This is a genomic window from Botrimarina sp. (genome assembly GCF_040219535.1).
GTDB lineage: Bacteria > Planctomycetota > Planctomycetia > Pirellulales > Lacipirellulaceae > Botrimarina.
In genome coordinates this window covers 308,676-321,101 of sequence record NZ_JAVJSH010000029.1, presented here as the reverse complement: position 1 = coordinate 321,101, position 12,426 = coordinate 308,676, and the positions used below count along the sequence as shown (strand labels likewise).

Below are 12,426 nucleotides of genomic sequence, written 5' to 3'. Positions count from 1 at the left end.
AGAAGCTTCACGGCTTGCTAGGAGGGCGTCGGCCGGCGAGACTTGGCGGTTTCGCCCCCCAACCACCCGCCGAACAGCCCGTGGCCGACCCCGCCCCCCTGCCGATCGAGTCGCCCGATGGCGAGCCCTTGGTCGGCGTCGTGATGGGTTCGACCAGCGACTGGCCAACGATGCGCGCCGCGGCTCAGGCGCTGGCCGAGTTCGGGGTGCCGTTCGAGGCCCGTGTGGTCTCCGCGCACCGCACTCCGGAGGACATGGTCGCCTACGCGAAGCAGGCCGAAGGCCGCGGCTTGCAGGTGGTCATCGCCGGAGCGGGCGGCGCCGCTCACCTGCCCGGGATGATCGCTTCGCTGACGGTTCTGCCGGTGCTCGGCGTGCCGGTCCAATCCAAGGCCCTGAGCGGGCTCGACTCGCTGCTGTCGATCGCCCAGATGCCCGGCGGTGTGCCCGTCGGGACGCTGGCGATCGGGGCGTCCGGCGCGAAGAACGCCGCCCTCTTGGCGGTCCGCGTGCTGGCGGGCAGCCGAGCGGAGTTGCGCCAGAAGCTGCACGAGTATCACCGGCGCGAGGCGGATCGCGTCCGCTCGCAGCGCCTGGACTGAAGCGCCGCGGTTCACCCACAACAGCCCGCCACTCGCTCGCAGCCGTGACCGACTCGCCTCCGATCTTGCCCGGCGCGACGCTCGGCGTGTTCGGCGGTGGGCAACTCGGGCGGATGTTCGTTCATGCCGCGCAGCGGATGGGCTACCGGGTGCACGTGTACAGCGCGCACCACGGCTCGCCCGCCGGCCGCGTCGCGGACCAGGAACACGTGGGCCGGTTGGGCGACCTGCGTAGCGTGGCGAGCTTCGCCCTGTCGGTCGACGTGGCGACCCTAGAGTTCGAGAACGTGCCGACCGAGTCGATCAAAGTCGCTGAACGCCACACGCCCGTCCGGCCCGGCTCGCACGTGCTCCACACGACACAACACCGCGTGCGCGAAAAGCGTTTCCTCGCGGCTGCGGGCGTGCCGGTCGGGCCGTTCGAGCCGGTGGACTCAGCGGAGATGCTCCACGCGGCTGTCGAGAAGATCGGCCTGCCGGCGGTGCTGAAGACCGCCCAGATGGGGTACGACGGCAAGGGCCAGCGCGTGCTCCAGCCGGGCGCCGACCTCGACGCGGCGTGGGAGGCGATCGGCCCGGGCGACTGCATCCTCGAGGCTTTCGTCGACTTCTCGCGCGAGGTGTCGATGCTCGTCGCCCGCGCGCCTAGCGGCGAGCTGGTCCTCTATGGCCCGATCGAGAACGACCACGCGCATCACATCCTGGACGTGTCGGTGCTGCCGGCGCCGGACACCTCGCCCGAGACGGCCGAGCGGGCCGCGAAGATCGCCACGGCGGTGGCCGAGCGGCTCGACGCGATCGGTCTGATCTGCGTCGAGATGTTCCAGCGGCCCGATGGCTCGCTGCTGGTGAACGAGATCGCCCCCCGGCCTCACAACTCGGGGCACCTGACGATCGAGGGGTGCCGCACGAGCCAATTCGAGCAGCAGGTCCGCGCTGTTTGTGGACTCCCCCTGGGGTCGCCCGAGTCGCTCCGACCGGCCGCGATGGCCAACCTGCTGGGCGACCAATGGTTCGCTTCGGATGGATCGGCCCGCGAGCCCGACTGGATCGCCGCCCTGCATACCGGGGCGCACGTGCACTTGTACGGCAAAGAGTCGGCCCGCGCGGGGCGGAAGATGGGCCACCTGACGCTCCTGTCCGACACGCCGGAGCACGCCCGAGCGGCGGTCCGCGCTGCCCGGTCGAGGATCTGAGCGGAACCGGAGCGGCGCCGCGGGGTTGAAGGGCGTAGACCCTCCAGCCGCCCCCCGCCGCGAGTCGACCGTCATGCGGTTTCTTGCGATCTTCCCGCTGTTTGCTGCGGCCGCTACGGCGACGCTCGCGGCGCCGAGCCCCTCTCGGGTGGCTCGCCAGATCGATCGCTTGATCGCCGAGGACGTGGGCCTGTCGCCCGGCGAATCCGCCCCCCGCGTCGGCGACGCCGCCTTCCTACGGAGGGCGTCCCTCGACCTGATCGGCGCGATTCCCTCGCCGGGCGAGGTCCGCGACTTCGTCAACGACGACGCCGCCGACAAACGCACGCGGATCGTCGACGACCTGGTGCACCGCACCGAATTTGGGGTCGCCCAAGCGAGGTACTGGCGCGACGTGATCCTGAGCCGCCGCTTGGAAGACCGAGCCCTGCTGGTTTCGGCCGCGCTCGAGTCGGACCTGGCCGAGTGGATCAACGCGGGCGAGTCGTGGTCGGTGATCGCCGAGCGGTTCATCACCGCCACCGGCTCGGCGCGGGAGGACGGCGCCACAGCGATCCTGGTCGCGCAGGACGGGCGTACCGAGGAGATCGCGGCCGAGGTGTCGCGGGTTTTCCTCGGCGTGCAGATCCAGTGCGCGCAGTGCCACGATCATCCCTGGGACTCCTGGAAGCGCGAGCAGTTTCACGAGCTCGCCGCGTTCTTCCCGCGCGTCGGCGTGCGGCCGCAGCGCGGCCGCCCGATCGACCTGGTGGTGAACGTCGCCGACCGCCGCGACTTCCCGCTCCTGCGGACCGGCGCCAACCTGAACCGGCGCGGCCGGCCGGAGCACTACATGCAGGACCCGGAGCGTCCCGAGGAGGTCGGCGCGCGGATCGAGCCGAGGTTCTTCTTGACCGGCATGGAGGCGCCCCTCGGCACGCGCGACGCAGAGCGGCGGGGTCGGCTCGCGGAGGAACTGACCGCGTCGGAGTGGTTCTCGACGGCGCTGGTGAACCGCTACTGGGCGGAGCTAATCGGCGAGGGGTTCTACGAGCCCGTGGACGACCTCGGCCCCGGCCGCAAGCCGAGCGCCCCCCGAGCTGCGGAGCGGTTGGCCACGGCGTTCACCGACTCGGGGCACGACCTCCGCTGGCTACACCGGACGATCCTAGCGACCGACGCGTACCAGCGAGAGTCGCGGCCGCGCCGGGCGCCCGGCGCGAAGCCGTTCGCCGCCAACGTGGCGCAGCCGCTCCGCGGCGACCAGCTCTTCGACGCGACGCTCGCCGCGCTGGGCGTCGACGAGCGGCGGCTCCGCGGGCTCGGCGGCGCGCGTCAGGGCCGCGGCTACGGCCTCGCCACGCCGCGGCTGCTGTTCAACAGCGCGTTCGGCTACGACCCCAGCGAGCCACGCGACACGGTCCAAGCCACGATCCCCCAGGCTCTGGCGCGGATGAACACGCCGCAGCTGAACCTGGCGGTTAGGGCGCTGCCGGGCGCCGTGGTCGGAGGGCTGTCGCTCCGCCACGCCGACGACGCGTCGGCGATCGCCCGCGAGCTGTACCTGCGTACGCTGTCCCGCGAGCCGACCGGCGAGGAGCTAGCGGTCGTGCTCGACCACGTCGACGGCGAGGGAGTCGTCGCGTCCGCCATGGAAGACTTGTTTTGGGCGCTGCTGAACACGGCCGAGTTTTCCCACCGGCGTTAACCGCTTTTCTTTCTCACCTTCCGCGAGTGACCGAGCGATGACCCATTGGCTCCGTGGCGCCGAAGTGAGGCTGACAAGACGCGGCGCCGTCGCCTCGCGGCGGGACTTCTTGCGGACCGCGAGCGCCGTGGCGGCGGCCGGGGTGACAATGAGCTGGACCCAGCGCGTGGCCCTTGCCGCGGAAACGCTCCGCCGCGGCGGCAAACGCTGCGTGCTGCTTTGGATGGAAGGGGGGCCGAGTCAGTTCGAAACGCTCGACCCCAAGCCCGGCTCGCGGTCCGCCGGCGATGCGGGCGCCATCGCGACGGCGGTTCCGGGGATACAGCTCTCGGAGAACCTGCCGGAACTCGCCAAGGCGATGGGCGACCTGGCCGTCGTGCGGTCGCTGACGAGCAAGGAGGGGAGCCACCCCCGAGCGCGGTACCTGATGCACCACGGCTACTTGCCGATGGGCGGGGCGAACCTGCCTACGCTCGGCTCGGCGGTCGCCGAACGGCTCGACGCCGAGCGGGCCGCCGACGCGGCCGCCGCGTTGCCCAGCTTCGTGCGAGTGGGCCGGACCTCGGGGGGCGGCGGGGGCGGCATGCTCGGCGTGGACTACGATCCGCTCGTGATCGACGACCCGTCGCGGCCGCCGCGGAACGCGCGGCCGGCCTCGTCGGTGCTGCGCTACCGCCGTCGCCTGGGCTTGCTCGAGCGGCTAGAGACCGACTTCGGCGCCGCCGAGGGGACGGACCTCGTTGACGCGCAGCGCAAGCTCGTCGCGGCGGCCAGCGGCATGATCCTGTCGCCCGACATGCAGGCCTTCGACCTGGAGCGCGAGCCGCTCTCCGCGCGCCAGGCCTACGGCGAGGGTCGGTTCGCGAGCGGCTGCTTGCTCGCGCGGCGGCTGCTGGAGGCCGGCGTGACCTTCGTCGAGGTGACGCTCGGCGGCTGGGACACGCACGACGACAACCACGAGCGGAGCAAAGCTCTCGCCGCGCAGTTCGACCGCCCCGCCGCACGGCTCCTCGCCGATTTGAAGGCCAGGGGCATGCTCGATTCGACGCTCGTCGTGTGGATGGGGGAGTTCGGTCGCACCCCGCGGATCAACGGCCGCGGCGGCAGGGACCACTACCCACGGGCGTTCAGCGCGTGGCTCGCCGGTTGCGGCGTGCAAGGGGGACGGGCCATCGGCGCGACCGACGGGCTCGGCGCCGAGGTCGTCGAGCGGCCCGTTTCTCCTCAGGATCTGTTCTGCTCGATCTACCACACGCTGGGGATCGACGCGTCGCACGAGAACACGACCTCGGCCGGACGCCCCGTGAAGCTCGTCGACGGCGGCAGCGTGATCGAGGAGCTGTTCGCCTAGTGCGACCCAAGAGCCCACGCCCCGCCGCGCCTCAGAAGTACGGCCGCGCGACGATCGCCCCAATCACGCCGAACAGAGCGGCGAACGCGACTTCCCAGAGCCAGTAGCGGATCGGGATCCGCGTGTGGCAGTCGTAACACCTGCCGCGGAGCATCGGGTACCCGATCAGCGGCAGGTTGTGTCGCCAGCGAAGGCGGTGGCCGCACACCGGGCACTCGCTCGGCCGGGCGACGAAGTCTTCTCCCTTCGGCGTGCGGAGCGCAACCACGTTCAGGAAACTGCCCACGCACCCGCCGACCGCCACGAACCAGAGCACGGCCGCCCAGTAGGGGGCGTGCTCCAGCCACCAGGGGGTCCGTTCGAAGTCCAGCAGGTTGGCGAGCCAGTCGTGCATCGGCGGGGCGGCGTGTTCGCTGGGGGCGCCCCCGCCGCGATCAGCCGAAGGGCGGGAGCGTCAGTTGCCTTGCTCCGAGTCGTCACCGGCCGGCTGTTCGTCGGATCCGCCTTCGGCTTGCTCGCCGCCGTCGCGCTCGGCCTTGAGCTCTTCGAGGTACTGCTGCAGCTGCTCCTTGGCGGCCGGGTTGTTGGCGATCTCTTCTTGCTCGACCGCCCGCGACTGGACTTCGATCGCCCGGTCGAGGTTCCCCAGCTCGTGCTGCAGGTGGGCGATGGTGTCGAGCAGCGAGCCCTTGGGGCCCTCGAGCTCGAGGGCCGCCTCGGCCGCGTCGGACGCGGCCTGCAACAGCTCTTTGTCCACACCGCGACCGGCGTCGGCGTAGCGGTAGATGGTCCAGGTCATCTCGTTGACCTCGTTGATGTCGTCCTTGATGGGGGCGAGCATCTCTTCGAAGCGCTTCAGGTCTTGCTGCGGGTCTTCGCCGAGCTGCGAGAGGAACACCTGCTTCTCGACCATGGCCTGGAGCTGGTCGGCCATCGCGAGCGCCTGCTCGCTCTCGGCCGAGGCGCGGAACTCTTCGATGACCTGCAGGGCCTTCTCGGGTCCCCCGCTGCGCATCGCGGCCATCATGTCTTGGCGGAACAGGTCGAGCCGCTGCTGCTCGCGGAACTGCCGGCCGAACGCCTCCCGGTCCCACGTTCCCTCGACGACCTCGGCGAGCACCGAATCGACCGCCATCGGGTGGCCGATCCATTCGATCCGGCCGGTCTTGCCAACGAGGAACGACGTCGGGATGCCGCGCTGCGCGGCGGCCTGCATCCAGTTCTCCGACATCGACCCATCGGGGTCGGTCGTCAGCCGGTAGGCGGAGGTCAGCTCGTCGTAGGTGGGCGTCTGCTCGGCGTCGCCCTCGTAGTTGCGAACCTCGCCGCCGAGGAACTCTTCGACCGTTTCGACCGGCTCGTCGCTGACCGACACGATCGTCACGCCTTGGTCGGCGTACTCTTTTTGCAGCTCGGCCAGGTGGGGCATGCTGGCCACGCACGGCGGGCACCACGTGGCCCAGAACTCGACCATATAAACATCGCCCGCCTTGAACTTCTCGATCGGCTTGTCGCCGAGTTCGGAGTCGAACCAGTGCTCGATCGAAAGCGGGGGAGCTTTGGAACCGATCGTCAGGCCGTCGATGCTCTCGCTCGAGTTGGCGCCGTCTGAATCGCCATCGCCTTCGGCCGTCGCCGACGGGCCATCGCCCTCGGCCGGCGCAAGCTGGATCTCGTCGCAACCGAGCAGCAGCGCCGCGGGCGCGGCGGCCAGCATCAGCAGCCGAACTACGAGCGAGGGACGGGACATAGAATCGGCCTTACGGGTCTGTGGGGCGACGGGATCGCGTTGGGGAACATCTCGTGACGACCTTGCGGCCTCGCGTAAATGAGTATACGCCGGCCGGGGACGGTTCCGGCTAGGCGCCCCGGCCGGGCGCCCCCGGCCGGATGGCAGGCGGCATAAGCCGGTGGGCGGGCGCCGCGTGCCGGCGAGGCGAGGTGGGCCGGCGGACCTGCGGTCACGTCGGACGCGTGTGCAATTTGGGCGCCGGCTCATCGAGACGCGACACCTCGACCAGGATCGACAGGTCCCCGTAGCTGAGCCTCAGCGGGCTGAGGCGGACGCGGACCCGCAACGACCGGCCGTCGCTACGCAGGGCGAGCACGCTTTGGCCGCGACCGACCGAACGGACGCGGGGAGCGGACAGGAAGGCTTCGAACCGCTTCCAACCGTCGGCTCGGCCCGACTCGGGCAGCAGCTTGTCGAACGGCTCGTGGATCAGCTCGCCGCACTCGTAGGCGAGCATCCCGCACAGGGTCTGGTTGGCGTACTCGATCCGCCCTCGGGAGTCGACGACCGCCAGCGCCTCGGGCCCGCGGTCGAGCAACGCCCGCAGGCGCTCTTCGGTGCGTTTGGACTCGGTTATGTCGCGCCCGATCGCGTAATTGATCGACTCGCCGGGGACGCGGCACAGCGTCCACGCGATGACGCGGTACCCGTCGTGTCGGTGACGGACGCGGGTCTCGAGGTTGACGGCCGATTCGCGTAGCAGAGCGCGGCGGCCGGCGCGGGTCGCGCGGGCGACGTCGTCCGGGTGGACGAAATCGGAGAACTGGTGTCCGACGACCTCCTCCGGCTCGTAACCGAGCACCGCTTTCCAGGCGGGGTTCACTTGGCCCGCGCGGCCGGTGTCGTCGGAAATGACGAACAAGTCGGGCGACAGCAAGAAGAACTGCCCGCGGGCCTCGAGCGATCGCCGACGCTCGCTGCGCTCGTCGAGCGGACGGCCGATCGCGTACATGTCGCACTGGCCGGCGATCCGTGTGAGCGTCCAGTTGATGGGGATGTAGGCGCCGTCGGCGTTCTGTATCCGAGCCACCACGTCCTGCGCGGAGTCGCCCTGTTGCACGCGGCGCAGGCACTGCGTGATGACTTCTTTGTCGTCGGGATGGACCCGCTTCAGCACGGGCTTGCCGGCCGCCCGGTCCGCGGCGAAGCCGAACATCTTGGTCCAAGCTGGGTTCACCTGTTCGATCCGCCAATCGGGATCGATCGTGACACAGAGGTCGCGCGACAACGCGAAGAAGCCCTCGCGGCGTAGCGCCTCGCGGCGGCGCTCGGCCTGGGCCGTGACCCAGTGGCGGACCTGGTCGGCCAACTCGGCGGCCGATTGCTGGCGGTCGGCTTTGTCCTTGGAGAGGCCGCGGAGGCAGATCGCCTCGAGGTCCCGCGGCGTGTCCGGGCGGTAGCTCGACGGCGGCAGCGGCGCCTGAACCTCCACGCGGTGCATGACCTCGTTGGCGGTCTCGCCGGAGAACGGCGCGCGGCCGGTGAGCACCTCGTACAGCAGCGCGGCCAGGCCGTAGACGTCCGTCCGGTGGTCGATCGCCCCCTGCTCGCCCCGAGCTTGCTCGGGCGCCATGAAGCCCGGCGTGCCGAGGCGTTCCCCCTCGAGGGTGGCGGACTCGGCCACCACCCTCTTGGCGGGCTCGGCGACTCGCTCTCCCGACGCGTAGCGCTTCGCCAAGCCCCAGTCGATCACGTTCACCTCGCCGAACTCACCCACCACGACGTTGTCGCCCTTCAGGTCGCGGTGCACGATCCCCTTGGCGTGGGCGTAGCTGATCGTGTCGCAGACCGACAAAAAGCACTCCAGCAGCGGGAAGAGGCGCTCGAAGGTCTTGGCCGGGTCGTCCGGGGAGGGCGGTTCGGCGAGCGACTCGCGGATGACGGAGCTGAGCGAGCGGCCGTCGAGGAACTTCATCGTGTAGTAGCAGCGGCCCCCCTCCTCGCGGTACTCGTGGACCGGCACGGCGCCGGGGTGAGACAGTTGGGCGGCGACGCGCGCCTCGCGGAAGAAGCGATCGCGGTGGGTGCGCGACCCACGCAGCTCGGGCAGCAGCTCTTTGACGGCGACCTCGCGTCCCAGCAGCGTGTCGTGCGCGCGCCAAACCTGCCCGATCCCCCCCTGCGAATGGAGCTGCCGCAGCCGCAGGCGCTCGCCGGGCAGCGGGGCGAGCACGAGGTTATCGGCGATGCCCGGTCCGCCGTGGTCGCGGCCCGAGAGGGTCTCGGTTGTCGCCGTCGATCGTCGCCGCTCACGCCGCGCGGCCAGCAGCGCGTCGACCGAGCGGCGGGCTTCTTCGCTGAGGATGCCCTGCTGCTGCATGAGGTCCGCCAGCGACACGCCCGCCCGAGTGGAAAAGAGCACGCACGCGTCGGCGAGTTGTTGCGGGTCGATCAAGCCGGCTTGGAGGGCGATCGCCGCGAACGCCAGGTTCGTGTCGGCCGGCGGGTCGGCGGCGGTGGGGCCAAGGCCGGCGGCCTCGCGTAGCCGCTCGACGAAGCGGTCGTCGCCGGCGGGCAAGTGCTCCAGCCGTTTCGCGCAGTGGTCGCACCGCTCGAGGTGCGTCTCCACCGCGCCCCGCTGCTCGACGGTAAGCTCGTTCCGCAACCAAGCCGTGAGGTCGTGGTCGGTGGGGTGGGCTTCGGGCGTCTGCGAAACGGGGTTCATATGTCGACCAAGCCTTCGCCGAGCGTTTTCAGCGCGCGCAGCACGCGGTGCTGAGCGACGCGCGCCGCGCCGATCGTCATGCCGAGGTCGCGGCTGACCACGTCGACCGGCTCCTGGGCGATCGCCAACCGGCGGAAGGCGGTCAGGCTCTGTTGCGAGAAGCGGCCGTGCAGCATGCCGAGCATGCGGTTCAGCACGAACTTGTCGTGGTCGCGGTCCCACGCGAGGGTCAGCCGGCTGGAATCGTCCTCCAGCAGGTCGGCGATCTCGCTGACGTCCAGCCCGCCCCACTCCGCCCTGCTGCGGCTACGCTGCTGCCACAGCCGACGCATCCGATTGGCGGTGATCCGACGCAGCCAGGCGCGGAACGCTCCCGGCCGGCCGCTGTGCTGGAACCGGGGGATGTCTCGGACGACCGCCTGCATGACCTCCTGGCGGATGTCGTCGGCGTCGGCGTCGTTGATCCTCTGGGACCGGAGCCACGAAGCGATCAGACCGTCGTAAACGCGGACAAACTCCTCCCAGGGCTCGCCGGATTGAGCCTGCTGGACGCGGTCGAGCAGCGTGATGCGCGTTAAATCGCCCATCGGTGTAGCCCCTTCTCCGACACTCGGATCCCGTTCGGCTACCCGCATAACGTCTTGTCGTACCAGAGTTTAGGAAGATTCAGACGGCGACCACCAAGGATTTTTTTCCGATGGCCGTAATGCGGGGAACCGTTACCGTGCTTTCACCGTGGAAGATAATGAGCACAAGCGTCTGACCCGCGGGCCTCCGCCGGCGACGCTGGCCACGAACTAGCGGCCCCCCGAGCCGCAAACCAGAAGGGGTACCAGATGCACGGAACAGACAAAGACCTCTCGCAGGGGACGGTCTACGCGGTCGAAAACGACCCGGCAGCCCGAGAGGCGCTCGAAGCGCTCGTCCAGCCGCTGGGGTACCGTTTTCGTCATTACAACTCAGCGGCCGAGTTCTTCTCCAACGCGCCGACCGGCCGCCCGGCGTGCCTTGTGTTGGACTATAACCTTCCCGGCGTGAGCAATCCTCAGATTGCTCAGCAACACGCCGAGATGATCGATCCGCTGCCAGTCATCATCACGGCCGACCAGACCGACCTGCCGATGGCGGTCCGCCTGCTCTGCCAGACCGCGGTGACGCTCTTGGAGAAGCCTTTCCGAGCCGAGCAGCTCACCGACGCGATCCGTCAGGCGATCGAAAAGGACGCGGTCCGGTGCGGCGTGCGTCGCCGGTTCGACAGGATCAGCGAAGCAGTCGACCAGCTGTCGTCGCGGGAGACCCAGGTCCTCCAGTCGATCGTCGCCGGGCAGCTTAACAAGTCGATCGCCCGCAACCTAAACGTTTCGGTGCGGACAATCGAAGGCGATAGGGCCCGGATCGTGGATAAGTTCGGCGCCGAAACCACCGGCGAGGTTGTCGGCAAATACGCCGAGTACCGCCTGCTAGCGGAAATGGGATACCGCAGCCGCTCCCCTTGGACGGGCATGCAGTGATGGCTTTCGGCCACGCGACGGCGTTGCCTGAACGATGTCAGCTTCACGGCGCGCCCGGCACGAAGCCAGGCGCGGCGTGATCCCTAGGCTGGATCGGCCGCTCTCCTAAAGCCTATTGCCGTAACGCTTTAGGTCGTCGATCGAAAATCCGATGTCGAGCTGATTCTCTCCCGGCTCAACCCTCACCCTCCCGGATGGCAGGGTGACTCTCCGAAACGGCAAGTCGGCCAAATCGGGGCGGGTGGCGCGGTCGTCTGCGCCGCGGAGGAACTGGACGGTGTGTTCGCCGACGAGGGCGCCATCACCCTGGGCGAAGGTGCTCAGCTCGAAGCGGCCCTCGGTGTCCGGGATGCCAAACGCGGCTCTGCCAGCGTCGACCGACTCGCTCCGGGCGACCGGCGTGAACAAGAGCTTACCGCCCGGGTAAGGCTGCCCGTCGATCGTCAGCACGCCGGTCACACGCCCCAGCTCGGGGGAGGAGCCGCAGCCGCTGAGCCCACCGAGGCTGGCCGCGAGGCCGATCGAAAAGGCCGCCCATCGGCTACAGCTCATTGATGACCTCGCCGTCTAGCCGGTCGCCGAGCAGCCAGAAGAGCCTCACGTCGAGGTCCTGGTTCAAGAAGTGGACCGAGCCATCGACGAACGCGAACAACGCCCCGCCGGGGTGCCAGCTGAAGGCACAGTCGTCCACCTGGTTGTCCGGGGCGAGCATCCTGGAGCGATCGAACTCCGAGAGCGGGAACGCACGCACGCCGCCGATGCCGCAGTTGATCGGGTCGCGTGTCTTGAACAGCACGGCGCCGTCCTCGGTGTAGGCGCCGACCCAATTCGGGAAGTCGTCGATCGTGACGGTGTAAGCCGCCTCGCCGACGCAGATCGTCTTGCTCGTGCCGTCGGCTACGTCGCCGATCTTGATTTTCGGATAGCGGTCCTTCTCGACCAGGTCGAGCTCGCCATCGCCGTTGATGTCGTCCGAGCAAGAATCGATCCTTAAGGCCTCGGCGCTGCGGAGGAACATCCCGCGGTCGCAGTACCCGCGCGACCCTTTGTAGTGGCTCGTGCCGTGCCCGAAATTGCGGGCCGGGGTGGCGGACGAACCGTAGAATCCCGGGTCGGGAACGCGTTGCGGCAGGTCGACGCTCGGGCACAGGAAGGCGCTGATCACCGTGTCGCCGCCCGGCAGCGGCAACCTCCCCGTCCGCTCGGCCGAAACGAAGATGAACGGCCGCCACGGGTCGCCGTCGTAATCGGTCCCGGCGAACGAGATCCCGTTGGCGACCAGTTGGTCTTGAACCGGCTGCTGCTCGATCTGGGGCAGGATCTTCGTCGCCCAGCCGAGGCCGTCCTCGTCGCGAGGGCCGTTCTCGGGCGAGCTGTAGACACCCTTCGGGAACTGGCCAGCAACATCGTGGTAGTTCAGCAGGCCGAGGGCGATCTGCTTGAGGTTGACGCTGCACGCCATCCGGCGAGCCGATTCCCGCGCCGCTTGCACGGCGGGCAGGAGCATCGCGACCAGGATCCCGATGATCGCGATCACGACGAGCAACTCAACCAGCGTGAAGCCGCGACCGCGCTCGGCACGTGAATCGTTTCGCACCTTGGTTCGTCTCCTTGACTGACTG

At 69.4% G+C, this 12,426-nt stretch carries 11 protein-coding genes; 5 read left to right on the top strand and 6 right to left on the bottom strand.

What is annotated here, in order from left to right:
- Nucleotides 1-80: 80 nt before the first annotated feature.
- The 4 genes from purE to RIC11_RS17480 all read left to right on the top strand — a co-directional run bounded on the left by purE (nt 81) and on the right by RIC11_RS17480 (nt 4,836).
- Entirely contained in the window at nt 81-602 is a 522-nt protein-coding gene (gene purE, locus RIC11_RS17495; protein WP_502879398.1) for a 5-(carboxyamino)imidazole ribonucleotide mutase, read from the top strand.
- 44 nt (nt 603-646) lie between these two features.
- Nucleotides 647-1,798: a 5-(carboxyamino)imidazole ribonucleotide synthase gene (locus RIC11_RS17490; RefSeq protein WP_350213555.1), complete on the top strand. Its 1,152-nt coding sequence runs from the start codon at nt 647-649 to the stop codon at nt 1,796-1,798.
- A gap of 73 nt (nt 1,799-1,871) precedes the next feature.
- Entirely contained in the window at nt 1,872-3,485 is a 1,614-nt protein-coding gene (locus RIC11_RS17485) for a DUF1549 domain-containing protein (protein WP_350213554.1), read from the top strand.
- Nucleotides 3,486-3,522: 37 nt separating this feature from the next.
- Nucleotides 3,523-4,836 carry a DUF1501 domain-containing protein gene (locus RIC11_RS17480; protein WP_350213553.1) on the top strand — a complete coding sequence of 438 codons (1,314 nt, stop codon included), beginning with the start codon at nt 3,523-3,525 and terminating at the stop codon, nt 4,834-4,836.
- A 31-nt stretch (nt 4,837-4,867) separates the two neighbouring features.
- Here the strand turns inward: RIC11_RS17480 and RIC11_RS17475 are convergent, their stop codons facing one another.
- From RIC11_RS17475 to RIC11_RS17460, 4 genes are all read right to left on the bottom strand, one after another.
- On the bottom strand, nt 4,868-5,230 hold the full coding sequence (locus tag RIC11_RS17475) for a prepilin peptidase (protein WP_350213552.1): 363 nt from the start codon (nt 5,228-5,230) through the stop codon (nt 4,868-4,870).
- Between the two features lie 60 nt (nt 5,231-5,290).
- Entirely contained in the window at nt 5,291-6,586 is a 1,296-nt protein-coding gene (locus RIC11_RS17470) for a TlpA disulfide reductase family protein (protein ID WP_350213551.1), read from the bottom strand.
- Between the two features lie 211 nt (nt 6,587-6,797).
- Nucleotides 6,798-9,293 (bottom strand): PAS domain S-box protein, encoded by a 2,496-nt coding sequence (locus RIC11_RS17465; protein ID WP_350213550.1) that lies wholly within the window; start codon nt 9,291-9,293, stop codon nt 6,798-6,800.
- Nucleotides 9,290-9,880 (bottom strand): sigma-70 family RNA polymerase sigma factor, encoded by a 591-nt coding sequence (locus tag RIC11_RS17460; protein ID WP_350213549.1) that lies wholly within the window; start codon nt 9,878-9,880, stop codon nt 9,290-9,292. Before RIC11_RS17460 ends, RIC11_RS17465 begins: the two co-directional genes overlap by 4 nt.
- A gap of 249 nt (nt 9,881-10,129) precedes the next feature.
- Here RIC11_RS17460 and RIC11_RS17455 point away from each other — a divergent pair, with 249 nt between their 5' ends.
- Nucleotides 10,130-10,804 (top strand): response regulator transcription factor, encoded by a 675-nt coding sequence (locus RIC11_RS17455; RefSeq protein WP_350213548.1) that lies wholly within the window; start codon nt 10,130-10,132, stop codon nt 10,802-10,804.
- 105 nt (nt 10,805-10,909) lie between these two features.
- Here RIC11_RS17455 and RIC11_RS17450 read toward each other — a convergent pair whose 3' ends face one another.
- Entirely contained in the window at nt 10,910-11,356 is a 447-nt protein-coding gene (locus RIC11_RS17450) for a hypothetical protein (RefSeq protein ID WP_350213547.1), read from the bottom strand.
- Nucleotides 11,346-12,401: a DUF1559 family PulG-like putative transporter gene (locus tag RIC11_RS17445; protein ID WP_350213546.1), complete on the bottom strand. Its 1,056-nt coding sequence runs from the start codon at nt 12,399-12,401 to the stop codon at nt 11,346-11,348. The genes RIC11_RS17450 and RIC11_RS17445 overlap by 11 nt, the downstream gene beginning before the upstream one ends.
- Between the last annotated feature and the right edge of the window lie 25 nt (nt 12,402-12,426).